18 protein-coding genes are annotated in these 23,041 nt (G+C 67.8%); 2 read left to right on the top strand and 16 right to left on the bottom strand.

The window, feature by feature from the left end; all coding sequences use genetic code 11:
- The first annotated feature begins 12 nt into the window (after positions 1-12).
- Positions 13-3,951 (top strand): AAA family ATPase, encoded by a 3,939-nt coding sequence (locus tag ACT7B3_RS09965; protein ID WP_445158867.1) that lies wholly within the window; start codon positions 13-15, stop codon positions 3,949-3,951.
- 60 nt (positions 3,952-4,011) lie between these two features.
- Here the strand turns inward: ACT7B3_RS09965 and ACT7B3_RS09960 are convergent, their stop codons facing one another.
- The 4 genes from ACT7B3_RS09960 to queC are packed head-to-tail and all read right to left on the bottom strand — an operon-like array spanning position 4,012 to position 6,513.
- Positions 4,012-4,317 (bottom strand): YkgJ family cysteine cluster protein, encoded by a 306-nt coding sequence (locus ACT7B3_RS09960; protein ID WP_445157827.1) that lies wholly within the window; start codon positions 4,315-4,317, stop codon positions 4,012-4,014.
- On the bottom strand, positions 4,314-5,159 hold the full coding sequence (locus tag ACT7B3_RS09955) for a 6-carboxytetrahydropterin synthase (RefSeq protein WP_445157826.1): 846 nt from the start codon (positions 5,157-5,159) through the stop codon (positions 4,314-4,316). The genes ACT7B3_RS09960 and ACT7B3_RS09955 overlap by 4 nt, the downstream gene beginning before the upstream one ends.
- Positions 5,159-5,803, bottom strand: a complete 645-nt coding sequence (gene queE, locus ACT7B3_RS09950; RefSeq protein WP_444677576.1) for a 7-carboxy-7-deazaguanine synthase — start codon at positions 5,801-5,803, stop codon at positions 5,159-5,161. Before queE ends, ACT7B3_RS09955 begins: the two co-directional genes overlap by 1 nt.
- Complete coding sequence (queC, locus tag ACT7B3_RS09945; RefSeq protein ID WP_445157825.1) at positions 5,803-6,513, bottom strand: 7-cyano-7-deazaguanine synthase QueC; 711 nt, start codon at positions 6,511-6,513, stop codon at positions 5,803-5,805. The genes queE and queC overlap by 1 nt, the downstream gene beginning before the upstream one ends.
- A 225-nt stretch (positions 6,514-6,738) precedes the next feature.
- On the opposite strand from queC, the gene trhP reads away from it, so the two are divergent.
- On the top strand, positions 6,739-8,154 hold the full coding sequence (gene trhP, locus ACT7B3_RS09940) for a prephenate-dependent tRNA uridine(34) hydroxylase TrhP (protein WP_445157824.1): 1,416 nt from the start codon (positions 6,739-6,741) through the stop codon (positions 8,152-8,154).
- 85 nt (positions 8,155-8,239) lie between these two features.
- Here trhP and ACT7B3_RS09935 read toward each other — a convergent pair whose 3' ends face one another.
- From ACT7B3_RS09935 to ACT7B3_RS09880, 12 genes are all read right to left on the bottom strand, one after another.
- Positions 8,240-9,781, bottom strand: a complete 1,542-nt coding sequence (locus ACT7B3_RS09935; protein WP_445157823.1) for a sensor domain-containing diguanylate cyclase — start codon at positions 9,779-9,781, stop codon at positions 8,240-8,242.
- 146 nt (positions 9,782-9,927) lie between these two features.
- Entirely contained in the window at positions 9,928-10,164 is a 237-nt protein-coding gene (locus ACT7B3_RS09930; protein WP_445157822.1) for a DUF2789 domain-containing protein, read from the bottom strand.
- A 92-nt stretch (positions 10,165-10,256) separates the two neighbouring features.
- The gene (locus ACT7B3_RS09925) at positions 10,257-11,309 is read right to left on the bottom strand and encodes an asparaginase (protein ID WP_444677580.1); all 1,053 of its coding nucleotides are present in this window, start codon (positions 11,307-11,309) and stop codon (positions 10,257-10,259) included.
- A gap of 77 nt (positions 11,310-11,386) precedes the next feature.
- Positions 11,387-12,589, bottom strand: coding sequence for an efflux RND transporter periplasmic adaptor subunit (locus ACT7B3_RS09920; RefSeq protein WP_445157821.1), 1,203 nt, complete (start codon positions 12,587-12,589; stop codon positions 11,387-11,389).
- A 15-nt stretch (positions 12,590-12,604) separates the two neighbouring features.
- Positions 12,605-14,968: an ABC transporter permease gene (locus ACT7B3_RS09915; protein ID WP_445157820.1), complete on the bottom strand. Its 2,364-nt coding sequence runs from the start codon at positions 14,966-14,968 to the stop codon at positions 12,605-12,607.
- 4 nt (positions 14,969-14,972) lie between these two features.
- Entirely contained in the window at positions 14,973-15,689 is a 717-nt protein-coding gene (locus tag ACT7B3_RS09910) for an ABC transporter ATP-binding protein (RefSeq protein ID WP_445157819.1), read from the bottom strand.
- A 243-nt stretch (positions 15,690-15,932) separates the two neighbouring features.
- Entirely contained in the window at positions 15,933-17,144 is a 1,212-nt protein-coding gene (locus ACT7B3_RS09905; RefSeq protein WP_445157818.1) for an MFS transporter, read from the bottom strand.
- Positions 17,137-17,679, bottom strand: a complete 543-nt coding sequence (locus tag ACT7B3_RS09900; RefSeq protein WP_445157817.1) for a hypothetical protein — start codon at positions 17,677-17,679, stop codon at positions 17,137-17,139. The genes ACT7B3_RS09905 and ACT7B3_RS09900 overlap by 8 nt, the downstream gene beginning before the upstream one ends.
- A 117-nt stretch (positions 17,680-17,796) precedes the next feature.
- A complete protein-coding gene (locus tag ACT7B3_RS09895; protein ID WP_444677587.1) occupies positions 17,797-19,104 on the bottom strand; it encodes a DEAD/DEAH box helicase in 1,308 nt (435 codons plus the stop codon).
- A gap of 172 nt (positions 19,105-19,276) precedes the next feature.
- Positions 19,277-19,861 carry a PqiC family protein gene (locus ACT7B3_RS09890; RefSeq protein ID WP_445157816.1) on the bottom strand — a complete coding sequence of 195 codons (585 nt, stop codon included), beginning with the start codon at positions 19,859-19,861 and terminating at the stop codon, positions 19,277-19,279.
- A gap of 87 nt (positions 19,862-19,948) precedes the next feature.
- Positions 19,949-21,625 (bottom strand): intermembrane transport protein PqiB, encoded by a 1,677-nt coding sequence (pqiB, locus tag ACT7B3_RS09885; protein ID WP_445157815.1) that lies wholly within the window; start codon positions 21,623-21,625, stop codon positions 19,949-19,951.
- Positions 21,626-22,966: a PqiA/YebS family transporter subunit gene (locus ACT7B3_RS09880; RefSeq protein ID WP_445157814.1), complete on the bottom strand. Its 1,341-nt coding sequence runs from the start codon at positions 22,964-22,966 to the stop codon at positions 21,626-21,628. It abuts the gene before it with no gap.
- Positions 22,967-23,041 lie beyond the last annotated feature (75 nt).

The raw sequence follows: 23,041 nt of genomic DNA, 5'->3' as shown, positions 1-23,041 counted from the left end.
CAGGGTTACATGATGCAGGACGCTACCGTAGAGAAACCTGACAGCGACTGGGACCACCTGGCGCTGTTCGGCCAGTTTTCCCTCATGCTCGGCGATGACCTACTGACGCAGTTCAGCTACGACAAGGTCAAGGCCTTGCTGGTCTATCTGCTGCTGCACACCCAGCCCGTCAATCGGGCGAGCCTGGCGGAACTGCTGTGGCCCGACCAGGGCCTGTCCTCCGGACGCACCAACCTGCGCCACGCCCTGCACTGCCTGCGGCAATCGCTGGGCGAAGAGGCGGAGCGTGTGCTGGTGGTGTCGCGCCAGACCATCGCCTTTCGCAAGCCCGACAATTGGCGCTTCGACCTCCACGAGCTGCAGCAGCTGCTCGACGCGCCGAGCGATGTTGCGACCCTGGAGAAGCTGCTCAAGCGCTATCGCGGCGATCTGGTCGAGGAACTGCAGCTGCCCGCGTGCACGGAGTTCCAGCGCTGGCTGGTGCAGTTGCGCAACGAATGGCGGCAGCGGGTGATCCGCTTCGCCGAAGAGGTGCTGGACCAGCACGACGACGTGCCCGTCGACCTGCTGCAGGCGCTGGTCAGCCGCTTTTCCGGCTACGGCCCGTTCCACGAGCGCCTGGTTCGCCAGTTGGCCGAGCAGGGCCAGCTGGCGGCCGCCCACGAGCAGTACAACGCCTACCTGCAGCTGCTGGCGCTCTCCGGTCAGCAGCCGGAACCGGTGTTCCTCCAACTGGCGCGCCACTGGTCCGACGGCAGCCCAGACCTGCAGCGCCTCTCGCCCCAGGGGGCCTTCTCGCGCACCCTGGCAGCAGGCAGCTCGCCGCTGCGCGAAGATGAGATCGAGCAGCGCCAGCTTTCGGTGATGGCCATCCGCCTGCGGGTGAAGGGGGATTTCTCCGCGCGCGACGAGACCCGCGCCTGTTTGGCGCTGCAGATCGAGCTGATGCGCTGGCTCGAGCAGCAGTGTCATCACCTGGGCGGCTTCTGGCTGCCGGGTGCCACCGGGGGGTTGGGCCTGGCCTGCTTCGGTACCCATGGGCCGGCGCACCAGTTGGCCGAGCTGGTGGCCCTCTACGAGCACTGCCGTCGTGTGCTGCCCGACGAGGTGGCCCGCCATTGGTCCGGTGCCGAGGAGCCACCGCGCATTGAACTGGCGGCCGGTCTCAACAGCGGACGGGTGGTGTACCTGCCTGAGCGGCAATTGGTCGACCCGCTGGGCCAGGTAACCCAGGGCTCGCTGGAATTGATGAGCGCCGCCGAGGGCAGCGAGCTGGTGATCTCCCAGGAGGCCAGCCAGCACATGCCGCCAGCGCTGGACCTGCAGCCGCGCCTTTCATCGCGGCTGGTGGCGAGCGATGGCCGGGTGCGCCTGCGTGCCCTGGTGCTGGGTCACAACGAAGGTGGCCGCGACGCCATGCCGCCGAGCCTGGTGGGACGCGAAGGGCCGCTGCGCACGCTGCGCGACGCCCTGGCGAGGGCGGGCATCGGCCTGCGCCAGAGTGTACTGGTGCGCGGCGCCTCGGGCATGGGCAAGTCGGCCCTGATGGTCGGCTTCCGCCAGTTGGAGCTGAGCCGTGATGCCGCCATCTGCTGGCAACCCACCACGCGGCTCTCGGTGCTGGAGCCCTATGGCGTGGCGCGCACGCTGCTGCGCTGGCGGCTGGGCGGTGAGCTGAACAGCAAGCGCCTGCGTGGGCTGCTGCAGGAGTCGGCCGAGCTTTCCCTGAGCGAGGAGCAGTTTGCACTGCTGGAAGAGGCGCTCGGCGTGCGCGAGACGCCTGAGGTGTCGCGGCTGGCCAAGAGCGGCGAGGCCGCCGAACTGGTCGTGGCGCTGCTGTGCCGGGTGATCGAGCGCCAGGCGATGGAGCGCACTCTGGTGCTGATGATCGACGACCTGCAGTGGCTCGACGAGCCCTCGTTCCGAGTACTGGCCGGGCTGCAGGCGCGGCTGCCGATCAACTGTGCCTTCCTGCTGGTGGCCAGCCATCATGGGCGCGAAGCGCTGCCGACGCGGCTGCACTGGGATCAGCAGCTCTCGCTGGGACATCTCGACGCCATGCAGTCGTCGCGGCTGTTGTCGCAGCTGGCCAGGCGCTATCGGCTGCACCTGAGCCCACGGCTGCGCGGCCAGATCATCGAGCGCTGCGACGGCGTGCCGCTTTACATGCAGGAGATCTGCCGCCGCCTGGAGATGGATCGTCGCGAGGGGCGCAGCGTGCACCTCGATGAACTGCCTCGGGGGCTGCTGGGACTGCTGGCGGGGCGCATCGACCAGCTCGACGGTGATCGCGAGGTCGCCCATGTTGCCGCCGTTCTGGGCCGGCGTTTCCGGCTCGATTTCCTCGCCGAGTGCAGCGGCTGGGAAATGGCCTCGCTCAACCGTGCCCTGGAGCAGATGCGTCGGCTCGAAATCATCGAGCCCGCCGGCGGTGAGGGTAACAGCCGCGAGTTCCAGTTCAGCCACCTCTTGCTGCAGGAAGCGGCCTATCTCTCCTGCCCGCGCGACGTTCGGGTGCGTATCCACCGCCAGGTGGTGAGCCTGATCGAGGAGCGCTTCCCGGCCTGGATCAGCCGCCATCCGGGCGACTTTGCCACGCATCTGCGGCGCAGCGGACACTACGCGCGCGGCGCGCGCTACTTCGAACTGGCGGCACGCGAAGCGCTGAAGGTGAGCGCCAACCGCACGGCGCTGAAGATGGCCGACTTCGGCCTGGCCAGCCTGCGCCACGTGGAGGACCAGGCCGAACGCGAGATCAGCCTGCTGACGGTGCGCGGCCAGGCCGCCTTCGCCCTGGAAGGCCATGGCTCGCCCACGGCCCACGAAAGCTTCGTGCGTGCCCGCGAGCTGCTGGTGCAGCACGAAGGCTGCCAGGCCGAGGAGGCCGAGGATCTGGAACAGGCCTTTCTGGTCAAGTGGGGGCTATGGGTCGGCTGCAGCCAGCGCCATGCCCATGCCGATGCGTTCTCGCTGGCCGCCAGCCTGGCCGCCATCGCCAGCCGTCTGGAAGACCCTCGCTATCGCCGGCTGGCGGACTATGCGCGTGCCAACTGTGAATACTGGGCCGGGCGCATCGGCCAGGCGTTTGATCACCTCGACGAGATCGCGCCGCTGGAGCAGCCGATGATGATCGAATGGCTGCCGTTCTCGGAGCATCCCCAGGTCGCAGCCGCCTGCTTCCAGGGCTGGGCCGTCTGCCTGCGCGGCGACTATCGGCGCGCCGAGCAGCAGGTCGAGGCGGCCATTCGCCTGGCCGAACGGATCGGCCACCCCAGCTCGCTGGCCATGGCCCTGCTGTTCGCGGCGGCGCTCTATCGCCAGCTCGGTCACGTCCACCTGGCGGCACGGCGCGCCGAGCAGGCCGTGACGCTGACTGAAACGCCGGACCTGCATTTGTGGCAAGTGTCGGCCCAGGGCATCCTCGGCTGGCGCCGGGCCCTGTCGGGTGACCGTGACGGCCTGGCGCTGGTCGAGCTGGCGGTCGAGGAGTTGGGCGAGATCACCGGCAGGGATCGCTACCACCGGCCGATCCTGTGGTTCAGCGACGCCTGCGTCGCCCTGGGCGAGCTGGTGCGCGCCGAGGACTACCTGGATCAATCGCTGCTGATCGCCCGCGAGCGCAGCACGCTGTTCGTGCCGGAGCTGGCGGTGCAGCTGGCCCAGGTGCGGCACCGCCTTGGGCGCTCGCGTGACGAGGTGCGCCGGCTGGTGGAGCAGGCTCTGGAGTGCTCCCGCCAGCACGACAACCTGCACCAGGAGCTGTGCGCGCTGGAGGCCTGGCTGACCCTGGTGGACGAGCATGACGAACAGGCCCGCGAGCAGCTCCGGCGTCTGCTGAACGGCGTCAGCCACAGCGATGCGCCTGTGCTGGTGCGCTGGCGCATGCTGCTGGATCGGCGCGAGGTCTTGGCGGTGGGTGCAGAAGGGCGGCTGACGGTGGACGGCTCCTAGTCGAAGGATACGCCTCGCCGAATGCCTATCCTGGCGAAGGTCAATCGGCGCCGCCGTGGCTTACCGGGTGTCGGCTTCCAGCAGGGCAATGCGCTGCATGGCATCGCCCTGGCTGGTGCCACACAGTTCGGCGTCATAGTCGAAACGGCGGCACACCTCGGGCCGCTCTGGGGCGCCGAACAGTCGGCACAGGTTATCGGCATCGAGCTGCAGGCAGCGCATGCCGGCGGGTTTGCCAGACGGCATGCCAGGGATGGGCGAGCTGATCGAGGGCGCGATGCAGCAGGCGCCGCAGCCGGGGCGGCAGCCTGGTACAGTGGCGTACGACTCGCCAGACTCGACCTGGGCGGTGCTAACGAAGGTCATGGCTTGTGCTCGGCAATGGCGCCCTTGTCGATACCTTCGAAGGCCTGGACCCGCGTCGCGCTGCCGGTCTCCTCGGCGATCCGGCGGGCCAGCCAGGCGGCGATGTGTTCGACCGTGGTGGGAACGTCCATCACGATGCAGCGTTCCATGGGCAGGCGCAGATGGAAGCGACCCTGTTCGGCACGATAGCGGCTGGTCAGGCTGTGGCGGCACTCCTGCTCGGCCTGGGGCGCCAAGTCCGCCTGGTCGATCAAGTAGCGATCATTTAGCCAAGTTGCCCAGCGAGCCTCAAGGGCAGGGCAGCGTTCGCCGCGCTGCCAGATATGCAGCCGCGAGCGATGGCCATGGGCGATGCGCTGACAGTTGCCGGCGTGTCGCTTGAGGCCGTGGCTATAGGTGTAGACGGCGCCCTCGATGGTCTCCTCGCGCAGCCGCAGGCGCAGGTCGCTGACCCGGGAAGGAGGGCGCTTCATCAGTTCGCGGCTCAGGAAGCTGGCGAACCGCAGCGGGGTGATCTCCGCCCAGGGCAGTAGGGTAAAAGCCTGCCGCGGCGCGCGCACCTCCATGGGGTAGGGCAGCAGCGTGCGAACGCTGAGCCCTTCGCTACATTCGCTGATGGTGACCCCGGGCGCATGGCTCGGCACCAGCAGGGTGTGATCGGCACCGGCATCGAGGCGCGACTTGATCCACGGCTTGACCAGGCCGAAGTCGAACAGCATGCCGTCCTCACCGAGCTCACCATCCAGCTCGACATCGACCAGCCAACTGACACCGATCAGCCCGCGTTGCGGGCACCACAGCGACGCGTCGAGCTGGCTCAGCCGGTTGACGAATAGCGTCATCAGTCGATCCCCGTGATCTTGTGGGTCTGCAGCGAAAGGCGCCACTGCGGATGCGCCAGGCAGTAGGCCAGGGTGGCTTCCAGGTGTTCGCGGGAGCCCGGTGCGGCGGGGTTGTCCATGGGCTGCAGGAAGAAGTGCTTGAACTCCAGCTCCGCGAAGCGCTCGGGCGGTGCCTGCCGCTGGGGGTAGACCAGCTTGAGCTCATCGCCCGAACTCAGGGCCAGCGGTGCATCGCCCTTGGGGCTTACGCAGAGCCAGTCGATGCCCGCTGGTGCGGGCAGGGTGCCGTTGGTTTCTACCGCCACGTCGAAGCCTCGGGCATGCATGGCGGCAATGAGCGGGGCGTCGAGCTGCAGCAGCGGCTCGCCTCCGGTGAAGACCACGTAGGGCGTGGCGACGCCGCAGGCGCTGGGCCACAGCGCCGTGAGGTGCTCGGCCAGTGCCGTGGCGCTGGCAAAGCGGCCGCCGTTCTGACCGTCGGTGCCGATGAAGTCGGTGTCGCAGAAACGACAGGCGGCGCGTTCCCGGTCCGCCTCGCGTCCCGACCAGAGATTGCAGCCGGTGAAGCGGCAGAACACGCTGGCGCGCCCGGTTTGCGCCCCTTCCCCCTGCAGCGTGTAGAAGGCTTCTTTGACGTGGTACATCAGGCGTCGTCCTCGGCGACATCGGGGCGCGGAGCATCGCTGGCATACGCCAGCGGGTCGACCACCCCGTTGGCGGCGAAGGCGGCCAGGCGCTCGCGGCAGCTGCCGCAGCGCCCGCAGGCCAAGGGGTCGCCGCGGTAGCAGGTCCAGGTGTCGGCGTAGTCGAGGCCCATGGCCAGGCCGTCGGCCAGGATCTCGGCCTTGGTCGAACGCAGGTAGGGAGCGTGGATCTCGACGCGTTCGAAATTGGCGATGGCCGCCACGGCATTCATCGCCTCGACGAAGGCGGGCCGGCAGTCGGGGTAGAGCACGTGATCGCCGCCGTGGGCGCCGTAGTCGACGCGGCACGCCCCGATGTTCACCGCCTTGGCGATGGCCAGCGAGAGCAGGATCATGTTGCGGTTGGGCACCACGGTGGCGGTGAGGTTCTCCTCGCCGTATTCGCCGTCGGGCAGCTCGCGGCTGGGGTCGGTCAGCGCTGAGCCGTCGACCAGGCCGTGAATGGCGCGGATGTCGATAACCTGATGGGCGACGCCGAGCCTGCCGCAAACGCGTTTGGCTACCTCCAGTTCGCGGGCGTGGCGCTGGCCATAATCGAAGGAAAGGGCGGACACCGCGAGTCCTTCGCGCAGGGCGCGGTGAAGCACGGTATAGGAGTCCATGCCGCCGGAGTAGATCACCACGGTGGCGGGGGAGTGCGGTTGGCTCATGCTGGGGCTCTGTCGCGGAGAATTTGTCAGGTCTCGCCTGGGCGAGGCACCGGGATCCGGTCCGGCGCGGCCAGTCTACCGGCTGGGGCGAAGGCTGGCCAGGCTCTGCCGTAGTTGCTAGACTTTTCGCCCCTCTTGCCTGCACCAGGGCGCTTCCTGACGTTGCCGAGCGCATACGCCACCCCAGAAGTGCCGAGCGTGCCATCGTCCTGACAACGGTGACCCATGAAAGCTCCCGAATTGCTCTCCCCGGCGGGGACGTTCAAGAACATGCGCTATGCCTTTGCCTATGGTGCCGACGCCGTCTATGCCGGCCAGCCGCGCTACTCCCTGCGTGTGCGCAATAACGACTTCAAGATCGACAATTTGCATCGCGGCATCGCCTATGCCCACGAGCGGGGCAAGCAGTTCTACGTGGCGTCAAACATCGCGCCGCACAACAGCAAGCTCAAGACCTACCTGCGCGACATGGAGCCGGTGATCGAGGCCGGGCCGGATGCGCTGATCATGTCCGACCCGGGGCTGATCATGATGGTGCGCGAGCGCTGGCCCGAGCAGGTGATCCACCTGTCGGTGCAGTCCAACGTGGTCAACTGGGCGGCGGCCAGATTCTGGCAGGCGCAGGGGATCAGCCGCATCATCCTGTCGCGGGAGCTGTCGCTTGAGGAGATTGCCGAGATTCGCGCCGAATGCCCCGATCTCGAGATCGAAACCTTCGTGCACGGTGCGCTGTGCATCGCCTACTCGGGCCGCTGCCTGCTTTCCGGCTACTTCAACCACCGCGACCCTAACCAGGGCACCTGCACCAACGCCTGCCGCTGGCAGTACAACACCGTGGCCGCAGCCCAGGACGAGACCGGCGACCTGGTGCCGGCCAACTCCGCGGCGGCTCATGCGGGAAGCGGCGTGTGGACGCCGGGCCAGGGCGGCCTGATTGCATCGGGCAGCGGCAGCGCGAACTACAGCACCGCGACGGCCGGCGGCGTGGAAGGGCAGGACGAGCTCTCTGCGCTGATCGAGGATGCCACTCGCCCCGGCGAGCTGATGCCGGTGTTTGAAGACGAGCATGGCACCTACATCATGAACTCGAAGGACCTGCGCGCCGTGCAGCATGTGCCCCGGCTCACCGAGATGGGCGTGACCTCGCTGAAGATAGAGGGTCGCACCAAGTCGCACTACTACGTGGCACGCACCGCACAGGTCTACCGCCGCGCCATCGACGACGCCGTGGCCGGGCGCCCCTTCGACATGCGCTTGATGGACGAGCTCGACAACCTGGCGAACCGTGGCTACACCGAGGGCTTCTACCGTCGCCACGTCCACGACGAGTATCAGAACTACGAGCGTGGCAATTCAGTGGGCGTGCACCAGCAGTTCGTCGGCGAGGTGATCGGCTACGATTCGGGACGAGGTGTGCTGGAAGTCGAGGTCAAGAATCGCTTCGAGGTAGGTGACGGCGTGGAGTTGATGCTGCCCGGTGGCAACCGGCGCTTCACCCTCGAACATATCGAGAACAAGCAGGGCGAGGCCGTGCAGGTCGCGCCCGGCTCGGGCCACGTAGTGCGCATTCCGGTGCCCGGCGAGGCCATTGCGCCTGAGCGCATCGAGTTTGCCCTGCTGATGCGAGACCTGCGGGGCTAGCGAAACGTTTCGATGAACATATGCTTATGAAATGCGGGCGGCCAGTGGCCGCCCGTCGTGTCTGTCCCGTCGTATCTAAGTAGCACTAGGGAGACGTGCCGGGGGCCGGCGTGTCCGACAGTGGCGGGGCGGAACCCGCATGGTGACCCACGCCGTTGCGCCCGCTGTGCTTGATGCCATACATGGCCTGGTCGGCAGCGTCGATCATGGCCTTGGCGTCGAGGAAGCCACGCCCTTCGTCCAGCGAGGCGATGCCGATGGAGGCGGTCACGCACAGCGGCTCGCCTTCCGGTTTGGCCAGCGGCTGGGTGGCCAGGTAGTGGCGAATGCGATTGGCTAGTGCGGTCGCCTGGCCGTGCCGGGTGTTGGGCATGATGATGAGGAACTCTTCTCCGCCATAGCGACCGGCGAGGTCATGCTCCCGCACCATGGACGCCAGGGCCGTGGCGAAGCGTACCAGGACTTCATCGCCGAAGCGGTGGCCGTAGCGATCATTGATGCGCTTGAAGTGGTCGAGGTCGATGAACATCAGCGACAGCGGGTGCGCGCACCGCCTGGCGCAGTCGAACTGACGCGTCAGCTCCTGCTCGAGCCAGGCGCGGTTGGCCAGCCGGGTCAGGTGATCGAGGCGCTGCTGCTCGTCCATTTCGGCATGGCGGGCCTGCAGCGTCTCCAGCTCCTGCTGCTGTTCGGCAAGGCGCGTGCTGAGGTTAAGGTTCTGCTGGAACAGCAGCTCCTTGGCTTCCGCCAGCAGCAGCGTGCTGTCGCGCTCGGGGGGCGCGGTGATCTCAAACAGCCGAGCCATGGTGGGCAGGCGCTGCTCCAGCGCCTGCACCACCGAGACCAGCATGGCGATATCGAGTGTTTCCAGGGCGGCCAGGCGACGCATGAGCTTGCTCAGCCGGCCGGCAGCTTCGTGAGAGAGCCAGAAGTCGGCGATCAGTCCTGAAAGGCGTAGGCACAGGCGCCTGGGGTCGCCGTCTCGCAGTGGGCCGTGGCTTTCGTGGATGGCAACGGCCAGGGAAAGAGGCACGCCCCAACTGGCCGCAAGCCAGGCGCCCACCACGCTGTGGTCGCAGCCATAGCGCAGCTGTTCGGCGTCGCGCAGAGCTGCGTGGTCGCGCAGCCCGGGGATGTGTTCGGCATAGCTGTCGCCATCAATCGCTTCGAAGGCGAGGATGCCGATATCCTGCAGCAGCGCGGCGGTGAACAGCGAACCGGCGTCGCCGGGGCAGAGCGATTGGGCCAGCTGCTGGGCGGCCGTGGCGGCAATGATGGCGCGCTGGCAGAAGTAGTCGTACTCCAGCGGCCCCGAATGGGTGCGGGGCAGACCGAAGCTCATGGCGGTAGCTAGGGTGGCATCGAGCCCGATTCGCGACACGGCATCGCGGCTGGTGGCCACCGGGCTTCCACCCCTGGCATAGAGCGCGCTGTTGGCCAGGCCGATCAGACGCAGCGTCAGCGCAGGGTCCTGTTCGATCGCCTTGGCGAAGTCGGTCAGGCAGGGTTCTGGAGAGCGGGCGATCATGATCACCCTGAGCGCGGCGGCGGGCAGGCTGGGCAGGCTGCGGCAGTGCAACAGCCGCTCGCGCAGGCCTTCCGGCAGGGGGGGCAGGTCGGTGGGCACATTTCCCTGTTGGGCCGCTGGAGCGGACGACGTCCTATCGAACGACATGATGGTTTCTGTCCATGTGGTTTACGAGCTACCCCCGCACGCTATCCTATCCCCGCGCCCTATCCTATCAGAACGAAACCGCGCGAGTGACTGATTGGCTAGCGTTTTCTCAAGGAGGCGTCGAGGTGATCGACGACCTCTGCCCAGTCGGCGTCTTCCTCGAGAGCGGCATGCAGGAAGTCGGCCTGGGCCCGGTTCCAAAACGAGGCCTGGTAGATCGCCAGCGTATCCGGCAGGGGGGCATGTTGCTCAATAAAGGTCTGGATGGATGCTGCGTCGGAGGGGAGGCCCAGCTGCTCGAAGAGTTCGCTGAATCGATGCACGGGTTGTTCCATGTGATCGCTCCTTGCAAGTCGGCATGCCATTAACGTAGACCTTGACGAAGGGCATTGCGCCACGCTCGGGGGCGAGGCGTCAAACGTTAGTTTCAACGCTCGCCCACCAGGGGCGTGAGGAAGCGTCGGCGCCGCTCTTCCGTGGGCAGGGGCTGGGCAAGCAGATGGATCAGCTTGGTCATGGCCGCCTCGGGCGTCATGTCGTCGGCCGACATTACCCCGGCCTGTCGCAGGCCTTGGCCGGCGGCATAATGGCCTGGCGCAATACCGCCGACCGGGCACTGGCTGACGGCGGCAAGCAGCTTGCCTTCGCCCGTGGCCTGCGCCAGCACGCCGAGCAGCGCTTCGTCGGGCGCTATATTGCCCCCTCCCCACACTTCCAGTAGGGCGCCCTGTACCCGCGCTTCTCCCAGCCAGGCGGCCAGCTGCCACGCCTGGATGCCTGGCCATAGGGCAATGCGCACTACGCCGCCCTGGGCAAGCGGGGCGTAGTCCGGCTGTTCGAAGCGGGGTGCACCGCGCTGCTGCGCTTCCAGGCCGCGGCCGGGGTAGAGCACCGCATCTTCGCCGACGCGTTCGCCTAGCAGCGGGTAGTTGGGACTCGCAAAGGCGTCGGGGGCCTGGCTGTGCAGCTTGCGGGTGCGCACGCCGCGCATCAGCCGACCGGCAAAGGCCACGGCCACCTCCTGCAACCGGGGCTGCCCGGCGAACCGCAGCGCCAGTTCCACGTTGTCGCGGGCGTCGCTGCCCTCGGCTTCAAGCGGCTGCATGGCGCCGGTGACTACGACGGGGCGGTCGAGCCCCTGTAACTGGTAGGCCAGGCTCGCCGCCGTCCATGCCAGGGTATCGGTGCCGTGCAAAACCACCACGCCGGCATAGTCTCCCACCGCCTTAGCGACGACGTCGCCGAGGCGGCGCCAGTCCAACGGCGTGGCGGCGCTGGAGTCGATGGGGTGCGGCATCTCGTGCACGGTGAAGTCGGGCAGCGCCGCCTGGCGTGAAGGTGGCAGGGTCGCCAGCGCTCGCCGCAGCCTGGCCTCGATGTCGCTGCCGGGGACAAGCCCCTGGGCGCTTGGAAGCATGCCCAGCGTACCGCCGGCGTAGAGAACCAGAAGAGTGCGACCGGGAGTGCTGGGCGGTGCCATGGGGCTTTCCTCGTGCCTGAAGGAGTGGGAGGCGGCCATGATACCCGTGCTGGCGCCTCGGCTCATCCCGCTTGCGTTCAATCCTGACGGGCGACGCGCACCCCGTCGTCGACCCGCTCGCCAGGGTGGTTGACGATCAGCTCGCCGGGCTCGAGGCCTGACAACACCTGGGTGACCAGTCCCTGGCGGCGACCGATTACCACGGCGCGGCGCCAGGCGCGCCCTTGATCGATGGCGAAGACATGCCATTCTCCTTGGTGGCGGAACAAGGCGCTGGTGGGTACCTGGAGAATACCGTCGGCTTCCCACAGCACGAACTCTGCCTCGATGCGAAAGCCGCTGCCAAGCCCATGCGCCTGCGGGGTGAAGTCCGCTTCGAAGTCGACGATGACCGGAACTCTTTGCTCGTCGACCCCGAGCGCCGAAATACGCGTGAATCCGGCCGGTTCGACTCGGCGCACCTGGCCGTCCAGGGCGTCGCCGCCCCAGCCGGTGAGCCGCACCGGCATGCCGGGCCGCAGGCGTACGGCGTCCATGGAGAGCAGGTCCACCTGGATTTCGAGGTCGCTGGGGCGGCCAAGCTCGAGGATGGGTTCGCCGGCGGCGACGCTGCCTTCGCAGCAGCGATAGCGGGACAGTACGATGCCCGAGACAGGGGCCCGGACCTCGAGCTCCGGAATATCGCCGGGGGCGATCCGCTGGCCGCTGGCGACGTCGAGCAGGGCGCGTGCGCTCTCCGCTTCGAAGCGCGCCACTTCGACGCCCGACGAGGCAGCGTTTTCAAGTGCCACCAGGCGGTCGCGCTGGTTACGCCGCTGCTCGAGTTCGGCCGTCGAGACCAGGTTGCGCGAATGCAGCTGTTGGTAGCGGCGGAACTCCGCTTCGGCAAAGCGGCGGTCGGCCCGCACGGTGTCCAGGTTGGCCTCGGCGGTGCGCAACCGTGCCTGGGCCGCCTGAAGGCTGTCCTCTGCCTGTTGGCGGGTGCGCGCATCCAGCGCCGGAACCGGACTTGGTTCCAGTCGAAACAGGGTCTCGTCGGCTTCCACGGGGTCACCGACCTCGAGCGTGACGCGCTGCAGGAAGCCGGCGATCGGTGCCGAGACATGCCAGGTGTCGCGCAGCCGGGTGCGGCCCTCTTCTCTTACCGATTCGGTAAAGCGCCCCGCGGCGACGGTAGCCGTGGTGACGGGCACGGCCGTAGGCCATAGTGCCCAGGCAAGCAGCGCGACCAGGCTTATCGTCACGAGGGTGAGACCGAGGCGGGGAATCCAGCGATTCATGGGGTGCACTCCTCGTTATTCGACGGCTTTCAAGGCGCCAAGCATGTCGAGCCGCCCCAGGCGCCGTACCACCAGTAGCGCTACGATGCCCGAGGCGGCGATGACGCCGAGGGCGGCAAAGCCGAACGCGTAGGGGGTCAGGACCAGGGGAATGCGAAACAGGTCGTTGCTGAAGGCCTGGTTGAGCAGCAGGGCAAAGCCTGCACCGATAAGCCAGCCAAGCGGAATGGCGGCCAGGGTGAGCAAGGCGATTTCACCGAGCAGGATGCGCGACACCTCCCCGCGGGTGTAGCCCAGCACTCGCAGCGTGGCCAGTTCGTGCGCGCGTTCGGCAAAGGCGATTCGCGCATTGTTGTATACCACGCCGAAGGCGATGGAGCCGGCCAGCGCAACGAAGATCATGGCAAAGGTGAGCACGGTCTCGTCCATGTACTCGCGAATGCCGCGCTCGGCATCGGCCAGTACGCCGATGGCGGCCACACGCGGCATCGCCTGCAGGGCGTCGTTGAGAGCGTCACGCTCGCGGCTGTCGACCAGCAGCCAGACCCCGCTGAGCGTCGGCCCTTCGCCCAGCAGCGCATTGAGACGTGGCAGCGGCAGGTAGGCGCCGACTCCGATGGGTTCATCCACCATGGCCGCAAGCGGAAGGCTGAGACGCTGGCGGCGCCCCTCCATCACCTCTACCTCGATGGTATCGCCGAGCTCAAGGCCGAGCTGTTCGGCGAGAAAGCGCGTCAGCATCAGGCCGTCGTGCGGCAGCGGCTGGGGGCGGCCCTGGCGGTCAAGTACCTGGCGTAGCGCAGGCTCGGCCGGTAGCCCGAGCAGCGCTGTACGGTAGTGACGGTGCTCGTGGCGCAGGGTCACGGCGACCCGTCGCCACGGCTCCACGGCGAGCACGCCCGGCAGGTGATGCAGTTCCCCTACGGCACGGCTGGCGGTGGGGTCGCTGAAGGTGAGCTCCATGTCCATGCGCAGCACCTTGCCATACTGCAGGTCGAGCATGCGTTCCACCGCGCTTAGCTGGTAGGCCCCCATCAGCAGCAGGCCGGCGGACAGGGCGATGCCGAGGGTCGAGAGCAGAGCTTTGCCCGGGTGGCGCAGCAGGTGGCGCAGCACGATGCGCGCCTCGTTGCTGAGCAGTGCGCCGGCCCGCGAGCGCTCGAGCCAGGTGCGCTGGAAGTGCTGGGGGGTAGGTGGGCGCATTGCCTCGGCCGGCGGCTCTCGTACGGCGCGCCACACCGCTTGCCAGGTGCCTGCCAGGGCGGCCAGGCCGGCGACGAGAAAGGAGAGCGCCAGCGCCCAGGGGGGCACGCGAAAAGGCATGGCGGGGAAGCGGAAATAGTCGGCGTAGAGCCCGGCGAGCCCGCTGGCCGCCCAGGCGCCGAGCGCAACACCTAGCGCCCACCCCAGCGCCTCGATCAGGCCCGCCAGCAGCCCGTAGTGAAGCGCCAGCTCGTGGTTGCGGTAGCCGAAGGCCTTGAGCATGGCAAGCGGTTCGCGCTGGGTGAGAATGATGCGACCCATCACGACATGCAGCAGAAATGCCGATACGGTCAGGAAGATCGCGGGCAGGATGGTGGCCTGGGCACGCTGCTGGCTGAGTTCCTCCTCGAGGAAACGGTGCGACTGCTGGTCGTGCCGGGTCTGGGTGCCGGTGGAGCCGTAGCGGTCCAGCAGCCCGTCGAGCCGGTCGCTGACGCTGGCCACATCGGCCCCGGGCTGAACGCTGACCAGCAGTTGGTTGAAGGCGCCGTCCATGCCGAAGGCCTGGGCCAAGGCGCGTTCGTTCAGCCACAGCGTGGCGTAGCGCAGGTAGTCGGGCAGCAGATCGGTAGGTGCTGCCTGGTAGATCACTTCCGGGCTGCGCGCGATGCCGCTGATCTGCAGGCGCGCGTAGCGCCCGTCGATGATCGCGACGAGCGTATCGTCCGGCTGCAGGCGGTGAGCGCGGGCAAAGGCGTCGCTTACCACCGCCTGGTCGGCACGCCCGGCTTCCGGCAGGCTGCCGGCCAGCAGGTGCAGCCGGTTGAGCAGCGGCTGACGCCCATCCGGGATCGACAGGGCCAGGCCGCGTATCGGCTCGTCGAAGCCGGCCACGTTCAGGCGCAGCGGTGCACGCACACGGGGCAGCACGCGGCTGACTCCCTCCAGGGTTGCCAGCTCCTCCACCAGCCGCAGCGGCGCCCGCTTCACGTCGACGAACAGGTCGGCATAGTGGTACTCGGCGTAGAAGCGTTCCTGGGCGCGGGTCAGCGACTCCAGGGTCGTCGCCGAGAGCACCAGGGTCATCACCCCGCTGGCGATCACCGCAGCGATGGCGAGGGCCTGGCCCTTCAGGCGCAGCAGGTCGCGCAGCAGCTTGCGGTGCAGGGTCGCCATTGGCTCACCAGCGCAGCGTGGCCGGCGGGCGGCGCAAGGCATTGGCATGCATGGCGTCGATCTTGCCATCGCGCAAGCGAATGACCCGGTCGGCCATGTCGCCGATCACCTCGTTGTGGGTGATGATCGCCAAGGTGGTGCCGGTGGTGCGGTTGATCGCTTCGAGCACTTCGAGCACGCGGATGCCGGTGCGCGAATCGAGGGCGCCGGTGGGTTCGTCGCAGAGAAGGACCGCCGGGCGTTTGGCGATGGCACGGGCTATGGCCACCCGCTGCTGCTCCCCGCCGGAGAGCTGCGAGGGGAAGTGGTCGAGGCGCTGCTCGAGGCCCACCATGGCAAGGGCCTCCTCGGGAGGCAGCGGATCGCGGCTGATATCGGTGACGATGGCGACGTTCTCGCGTGCCGTGAGGCTGGAGATGAGGTTGTAGAACTGGAAGACGAAGCCAACATGGTGGCGGCGAAATTCGGTCAGCTGGCGCTGGCTGGCGTGGGTCAATGCCTGCTCCCGGTAATGCAGGCTGCCTTCGCTGGCTACGTCGAGTCCCCCCAGGATATTGAGCAGCGTCGACTTGCCCGAGCCCGAGGCGCCGAGCATCACGACCAGCTCTCCGGCATGCAGGTCCAGGTCGATGCCGCGCAGCGCCTGGATGGTGACGTCGCCCATCCGATAAAAGCGCTTGAGGCCTCGGGCCTGGAACACCCGCACTGGCGTGTCGCTCATGGTGACCCTGCGTTGTCGTGCCGAAAGGCGGTGGCGGCGTGGCGAAATCTGCCGATGGCCAGGCTCGAGCCTGACCATTTTCGCGCTAGCCAGGCTTGTGTTGAGCCTAGCACGGTGCGCCGGGCCGTCGGTGTTGACCTATATCAACGCAGCGTGGATGACAGGCTGAAGCTCATGCCAGGCTGTGGCGCTCCAAGCGCTCCAAGCGCTCCAAGCGCTCCAAGCGTCCGTGGTGTCGGTCCCCTAGCGCGTCACCAGCCGCCCCTGGTCGTCGATGTCGAGCCTGCGGTTGCGGCCGGCAAACAGTGCCAGCAGCGCCGCGGCGGCAACCACCGCGAGCAGTACGGCGGTGATCACGCCGAGGTCGGCATTGAGTTGCAGCAGCACACCCACGGCCAGCGGACCCATGGCGGCAAGCGTATAGCCGCCGCCCTGGGCCAGGCCCGACAGCTTGCCGGCGAGTCGCGAATTGGCCGTGCGCAGCACGATCAGGCTGAGGGCCAGGCTGAAGCTGCCCCCCTGGCCGAGCCCGAGCAACACAACGCCGACCCAGCGCCAGCCCAGCGGCCCCTGCAGCAGCAGCCACAGGCCGGCGGCGATGCAGCCCAGTACCAGCAGCAGAGCCGGTCGCTGGTCGCGGCTCAGCCGGGCGAGCCAGGGAGCGCCCAGCGCTGAGATCAGCTGCACCATGACCGAGGCGCCCATCAACCAGCCCGCTTCCGACTCCCCGAAGCCGCGCTTCTGAAGCAGCGCAGGCAGCCAGCCGAAAACGATGTAGGCCAGCGAGGATTGCGTGCCCATCAGCAGTGTGACCTGCCAGGCCAGCGGCTGCGACAGCAGGCCGCGTATGGAACCGGCGCTGCTGGCGGCCGTGGTGGCTTGCGGCGTGCGCGGCATCAAGAGCCGCCAGGCCAGCAGCGCCATGGCCGCCAGCAGCGCCCAGCTCATCAGGCTGAGGTGCCAGGACCCCAGCAGGTTGGCCAAGGGGATGCTCAGGCCGGCACCCAGCGCGCCGCCGAGGCACAGCGCCATGGTGTAGACGCCGGTCATGAGGTCGGCGCCGGCCGGCAGCTCGCGCTTCACCAGGGCGGGAAGCAGGGTGCCGGCCACGCCGATGGCGCCGCCCACCAGCACCATGCCGCCGAACAGGGCGAGCACGGAAGGGGCGCCGCGCAGCAGCAGGCCGAGAATGAGCGCGATGAGGGCCAGCGACAGGGTGTTCTCCGCCCCGAGCCGCTTGGCCAGCCAAGGCGCGAGGGGAGCGAAGATGCCCAGGCACAGCACCGGTAGGGTCGTCAGTGCACCGATCGCCAGCGGCGTAAGCCCCGTGTCCTGCTGGATTCGCAGCAGCAGGGGCGCCATGGAGGAGAGGGCGGGGCGCAGATTGAGGCCGACCAGCACCATCAGGAAAAAGAACAGCAGGATACGCCGCGAGTCGGGCCGCACGTCAGTCATGATTGCGCCAATCTCCATGCTTGGCTGGGAATGGGCGGGTTGGGGACGCAGTGGGCTCGCGTGGCGCCAGCAGGGAGGGCTCCCCGTCGTCATGTAGAGCAAAGGCGATGTTGCCACGGGCATCCGCAACCTGGGCCTGGCGGCGGATCTCGGAGACATCCTCCACGCTGACCAGCGGTGCGGAGATCCCTGGGGGCGGCGGCTTGGCCACCAGCCGTCCCTCATAGGCCCAGCAGCGCTGGGGTACCTGGGATACCAGCCAGCGGCTGCCGCGCCACATGGCCTCGCCGTGGGTTTCCAGGGCTAGGGATTCCACCGGCACCAGGGCGGCGAACAGCCGGGCATTGAGCACCGGGCCGCTGCCGCCCAGCGTCACGGCACCCTGGTAGCGGTCTTCGTGAAGGCTGGCCACCACGTCGCTGCGTCTGGTCTCGGGAAGCACGCTGCCCTGGCCGCACAGGTGAAGCAGATCGCGATCAATCTGCTTGATCACCCAGACCGGAATGGGGTGCTTTCCGGTTAGCCACCTCAACATGAATCGCCCTCCTTGGCTGAGACATATCCGAGCACCTGCATGGCGGACACCTTCTTCAGCGTTTACCGATAAGCCGCCTACCTTCCCATATCGGCGTGCCGCAACCAAGCGCCATGGTCAAGCGCGCTGGCTGCGTCCGCGACTGCGCCGACGGCGAGGGGCACGGGCATCCCCGTCGTTGGTACTGCGCTCGCTGCGGCCCTGGCGTGCGCCCTGGCCGGCAGTGGCGCCGTTGCCGTTGCGGCGCCCGCGGGAGTTGCGTCCGTTCTCGATCGGTTCGGGCTTGGCGTTCGGGTCGGGCTCGAAGCCCGGTTCGATGCGCTTGTCCAGGTCGCGCTTGATCAGCCGCTCGATGCCTTTCAGCAGCCCGTGCTCGTCGATGCAGACCAGCGAGATCGCCTGACCTTCGCTGCCGGCGCGGCCGGTGCGGCCGATGCGGTGCACGTAGTCCTCGGCCACGTTGGGTAGCTCGAAGTTCACCACGTAGGGCAGTTCGCTGATATCCAGGCCGCGAGCCGCGATGTCGGTCGCCACCAGCACCTGAAGCTCGCCCGACTTGAAGGCGCCCAGGGCTCGGGTACGGGCCGACTGGCTCTTGTTGCCATGGATGGCCATGGACGGGATGTCTTGCTTCGAGAGCTGTTCGGCCAGGCGGTTGGCGCCGTGCTTGGTGCGGGTGAAGACCAGCACCTGGTGCCAGCGGTGTTCGCTGATCAGATGGGCCAGCAGCTCGCGCTTCTTTTCCCGGTCGACCCGGTAGACCGACTGGTCGACGGTCTCGGCCGTGGTGTTGCGGCGGGCCACCTCGATCTTTTCCGGGGCATCCAGCAGGCGGTCGGCCAGGGCCTGGATCTCGTCGGAGAAGGTCGCCGAGAACAGCAGGTTCTGGCGCTTCTCGGGCAGCACCCGTAGCACCTTGCGGATGTCGTGGATGAAGCCCATGTCGAGCATGCGATCGGCTTCGTCGAGCACCAAAATCTCGACCTTGGAAAGGTCGACATGGCGCTGCTGATGCAGGTCGAGCAGGCGTCCCGGCGTGGCGATGAGGACATCCAGGCCGGGACGGATGGCGTCGACCTGGGGCTGCTGGCCAACGCCGCCGAAGATGACGTGGCTGCGCAGGGTCAGGTGGCGACCGTAGTCGGCGACGCTCTCGCCGACCTGGGCGGCAAGTTCACGAGTGGGCGTGAGCACCAGGGCGCGTACCTGGCGCGGGCCGGGGCGGGGGCCATCGGCAAGGCGCTGCAGCATCGGCAGGGTGAAGCCGGCGGTCTTGCCGGTGCCGGTCTGGGCGCTGGCCAGAAGGTCGCCGCCCTTGAGAACGGCGGGAATGGCCTGGCGCTGGATGGGGGTCGGAACGGTATAGCCCTGTGCCTCAACGGCACGGAGCAGTTCGGCACGCAGGCCGAGGTCGGAAAAGGTCATGCGGTCTCCGCAGATACGCCCTCGCCCTGTCATGGAAAGTCCATGACCAGTCCCGGGCCAAGGCGTGAAAAAAATCGGTTCAGGGGCGCGGCAGGAGGGACCACGAGTCGCCGCGTCTGGATATTATGCCAGCTTATTGTTCGCGCTGCAGCTTTTTGCCGCGGCGCCCGCCTCAGCGGGGCAGGCGCCGCAGCGCCGTGGCGATGTCGTCGGCGACGCCGTCCCAGCTGCGGCCCAACGCGCGCACCAGCGCGGGGTAGCCGTCATCGGTTAGCTCGGTCAGCACCTGGAAGCGCTGCATTGCCAGCACCTGGCCCTGGTCATCGAGCATCTGCCATTGGCCGCCGGCCTCCGCTACACCGTCGTAGCGGCCCTGGAAGGTATCCACGTCGAGGCGCAAGCGCAGGGCGCCGCGCTGCCCCGCGCCGCCGTCGTCGCGCAGGATGCGCGTCTCGGGCAGACGCTCGGCCAGGCGTGCGCGCAGGCCGCGCTCGAGCTGACGCCCCAGCGGCTCGGCCCACAGGTGCTGGCGGGCGGCATGCAGCGTGATGTCATCGAGCTGCAGCACGATGCCGTCGACGTCGAGGTAGTGCGCCAGCCTTGGCGGCTGTACGACCAGCACCTGCTCTACATTGCCAGCGGCGACGCCCGTAGCGGTGGTGCCCGGCAGCATGAAGCGTTCGGCAGGCGCAGAGGGGCTGGCGCAACCGCTCAGCAGGGCGACCGCTGCCAGGCTGAGCCAATGAATGGGCCTCATGTGCTGCTTCCTTCAAGGTGGCGAATACAGCCTTCGCTGGATCGGGTCATCGCATTTCTCCTTGCTTCCTATGGCTCAGTGAATGGCTCACGGGCGCCGCGGGGCCCTAGGCAGCGGATCTTCGGCGTCCAGGCTGTCGAAGAACAGGGCACGGGGGTTCTCATTGAGCGTTCGTGTCACCGGCTGCAGGTCGCGCATCAGCCGTTCCAACCGCTCGGCCGCCGCGGTGAGTTCGCGGTAGCCGCTGGAGTCGGGCGATACCCCTGCCAGGGTCTCCTGCAGCGCCGCCAGCGTGGCGTTCAGGTTGCCGGGCAGGCTGCGGGTGGCCGGGTCCTCCAGCAGTGTGTGTAGCGAGCCGCTGAGCTGACGCACTTCATCCAGCATGGCCTCGGATGCGTTCAGGTTGCGTTCGATCCCGGCCAGCAGCGGTTCCACCTCCAGCGCGTTGAGCTTATCCAGCAGCGCGGTGACCTGGGCCTCGATCTGGGCAAAGCCACCGGAAATGGTGGGGAAGACGCTGCGATCGCTGAAGGTCTCGGCCACGTAGGTGTCGGCTTCGTCGCGGTGGAAGTTGACGTCGACGAACATGGCGCCGGTCAGCAGGTTGCCCGACTTCAGCGAGGCGCGCAGGCCGACCCCGAACAGGCGCAGGAAGCGTTCGTCCCACTCTTGCAGGTCGACCTGCTGGTTCTCGATCCCCAGCCGCTGGGGCTCGATGCGAATCAGCACGGGAATGGCAAAGCCGTTGCGGGTTTCCGGCTGCGAGGCGGTGAACTGCCAGGGCACGGCCGCGACGGTGCCGATGCGTACGCCGCGAAACTCGACTGGGGCGCCGCGGGCCAGGCCGCGCACGCTGTCCTCGACCAGCAGCACGTACTCGAGGTAGCGGTTGAAGGTGCCCTGGCGGGCGCTGTCTTCATCGGCGTAGAGGTTGAAGGTGGCGTCGTTCTCTACCGGAGCACCGCGCGGCAGGTCTTCCAGCACGCCGAAGGTGACGCCGCCGCCCAGCAGGGCCTCCAGGGACTCGACGTTGACCCGGATGCCGTTGGCGTCCAGGCGCAGGTCCACGCCGCTGGCTGACCAGAAGCGGGTGCTGTCGGTTACCAGGCGGTCATAGGGGCTTTCGATGAAGATGCGCTGATGCATGCGGCGCGACTCGGCGTTGAAGTTGACCTCCTCCACGCGGCCGACCGTATAGCCCTGGTAGGAGACCGGGTCGCCGGGGCGCAGCGAATTGCCGAGCTGGCTGATCAGGTTCACGCGCAGCCCGGCGGCATCGGCGGGCGCCACCGGGGGCAGGTCGCTGACCTGGAAGTCACGCACGCCCGGTTCGCCGGGCCCTGGCGCCAGCTGCAGGTAGGCACCCGAGAGCACGGTGCCAAGGCCGCTGATGCCCTCTCGGCCGATGCGCGGCTTGACTACCCAGAAGCGACTGCCTTCGGTGAGCATGGCCTCGGTATCGGGGGCCATGCGCGCCGTGATCACCGTATGGCTGAGGTCATCGGAGAGGCGCACGCTGGCGACGCGACCGACCTCGACGTTGCGGGTCTTGATCAGGGTGCTGCCCGCCTCGATGCCCTCCGCGTTGCTCATGGTCAGGGTGATCAGTGGCCCGCGGCTGCGATAGTTGTCATAGACCAGCCAGAGCCCGATCAGCACGGCCACGATCGGCACGATCCAGATCGGCGACAGGCGGCGCTGGGGCGTGGCGCGTGCCCGGTGCAGGTCGCGGGAGTCGGTTCGGTCGCGAGGTGACGCACTCATTCAGGGGGTTCCTTGCACGGAGGAGGCTTCGCGCGGCAGCGGCGAGTCCCAGATCAGGCGCGGGTCGAAAGTCATGGCGGCCAGCATGGTCAGCACCACCACGGCACCGAAGGCGAGGGCGGCGGGCCCGGGCGTGATCGACATCAGGGCGCCGGCCCGTATCAAGGCGACCAGGATGGCGACGACGAAGACGTCCACCATCGACCAGCGGCCGATGAATTCGGTAAGGCGATAGAGCCGCGTGCGGCTCGTGGCGTTGAGTTCATTGCTGCGCTTTACCACCAGGCACAGCCAGGCGAGTGCAACCAGCTTGCCGACCGGGACGATCACGCTGGCCACGAAGATGACCGCGGCGACGGGCCAGGAGCCCATCTGGATCAGCTCCACCACGCCGCCGACGATGGTGGAGGGTGCGGTATGGCCGAGGCTGGTGGTGGTCATGATTGGGTAGACGTTGGCCGGGATATACAGGATCGTGGCCGCCGCGAGCAAGGCCCAGGTGCGCTGCAGGCTGTGCGGTAGGCGCGTATGGAGGGGCTCGCCGCAGCGTCCGCACTGCCCATGCCCGTCGGCGTCGAGCCGATTGACCAGGCCGCAGGTAGGGCAGCCGGTCAGGCCTTGTTCGGCGGCAGTGACTCCGGTGCGGGCGCCTTGCGGGGCCCGGGGCTCGCCGGCAAGCGAGAACCACATCCAGTCGGCGTCGATCGACTGCATGGTGAACAGCAGCAGCAGGGCGAAGGCGCAGAAGGCCCAGAAGGCGATACCCAATTCGATCTGCGCCATGCCGGCGATCTTGATCAGGCTGACCAGCGCACCGATGATGAAGACATCGGCCATCATCCATGGGTTGAGGTGGGCGAGCGAGCGGGCGATGGCGCGACTGGCCGGCAGCGGGCGGCGCTGCAGCAAGCCGAGCTGCAGCCAGATCACGCCCAGCAGGTACACGGCGGGCAGTACGGCGATGGTCAGGATCACGGCGATAGCGACCACCGGTTGGTGAAAACCGATCAGGGTGGTGGCGGTCTGGGTGAGCTCGATGCGGTTGCCGAAGCCGCCAACGCTGAAGCTGACGAAAGGAAACGACACGGCCAGCAGCAGTGCTATCAGGGCGGCGAGGGCCAGCGCCATGCTGCGCTGAGCCGGTCGTCGGTGGCGGCTGACCAGGGTGTGGCTACAGCGCGGGCAGCTGGCCTGCTCTCCGGGTCGCAGTGGCGGCAGCTTCACCAGCAGGTCGCATTCATGGCAGGCGCGCAGACGTCGCCGGCTGTGCCGTTGTGCAGGTGCCCGACCAGGCGGCGATGTTGCCGCATGGGGGGAGCTGTTGAAAGTGGACCTCGACACGAGCGATAGTACCTGCGAACCAAGGAAGTGATGGCTGGGATGCCAAAAACTTGAGTTACGCGACCCAGTCAGGTG

The sequence above is a fragment of the Halomonas sp. E14 genome (genome assembly GCF_052568415.1).
Note: the sequence above shows the minus strand (reverse complement) of the source record. Positions and strands in the feature narration are given on the sequence as shown.

Bases quoted from the DNA above. Each gene is read 5' to 3' on its own strand.
- ACT7B3_RS09965 (WP_445158867.1), top strand. From the start codon at position 13: ATGCAGGACGCTACCGTAGAGAAACCTGACAGCGACTGGGACCACCTG.
- ACT7B3_RS09960 (WP_445157827.1), bottom strand. From the start codon at position 4,317: ATGACCTTCGTTAGCACCGCCCAGGTCGAGTCTGGCGAGTCGTACGCC.
- ACT7B3_RS09955 (WP_445157826.1), bottom strand. From the start codon at position 5,159: ATGACGCTATTCGTCAACCGGCTGAGCCAGCTCGACGCGTCGCTGTGG.
- queE (WP_444677576.1), bottom strand. From the start codon at position 5,803: ATGTACCACGTCAAAGAAGCCTTCTACACGCTGCAGGGGGAAGGGGCG.
- queC (WP_445157825.1), bottom strand. From the start codon at position 6,513: ATGAGCCAACCGCACTCCCCCGCCACCGTGGTGATCTACTCCGGCGGC.
- trhP (WP_445157824.1), top strand. From the start codon at position 6,739: ATGAAAGCTCCCGAATTGCTCTCCCCGGCGGGGACGTTCAAGAACATG.
- ACT7B3_RS09930 (WP_445157822.1), bottom strand. From the start codon at position 10,164: ATGGAACAACCCGTGCATCGATTCAGCGAACTCTTCGAGCAGCTGGGC.
- ACT7B3_RS09925 (WP_444677580.1), bottom strand. From the start codon at position 11,309: ATGGCACCGCCCAGCACTCCCGGTCGCACTCTTCTGGTTCTCTACGCC.
- ACT7B3_RS09920 (WP_445157821.1), bottom strand. From the start codon at position 12,589: ATGAATCGCTGGATTCCCCGCCTCGGTCTCACCCTCGTGACGATAAGC.
- ACT7B3_RS09915 (WP_445157820.1), bottom strand. From the start codon at position 14,968: ATGGCGACCCTGCACCGCAAGCTGCTGCGCGACCTGCTGCGCCTGAAG.
- ACT7B3_RS09910 (WP_445157819.1), bottom strand. From the start codon at position 15,689: ATGAGCGACACGCCAGTGCGGGTGTTCCAGGCCCGAGGCCTCAAGCGC.
- ACT7B3_RS09905 (WP_445157818.1), bottom strand. From the start codon at position 17,144: ATGACTGACGTGCGGCCCGACTCGCGGCGTATCCTGCTGTTCTTTTTC.
- ACT7B3_RS09900 (WP_445157817.1), bottom strand. From the start codon at position 17,679: ATGTTGAGGTGGCTAACCGGAAAGCACCCCATTCCGGTCTGGGTGATC.
- ACT7B3_RS09895 (WP_444677587.1), bottom strand. From the start codon at position 19,104: ATGACCTTTTCCGACCTCGGCCTGCGTGCCGAACTGCTCCGTGCCGTT.
- ACT7B3_RS09890 (WP_445157816.1), bottom strand. From the start codon at position 19,861: ATGAGGCCCATTCATTGGCTCAGCCTGGCAGCGGTCGCCCTGCTGAGC.
- pqiB (WP_445157815.1), bottom strand. From the start codon at position 21,625: ATGAGTGCGTCACCTCGCGACCGAACCGACTCCCGCGACCTGCACCGG.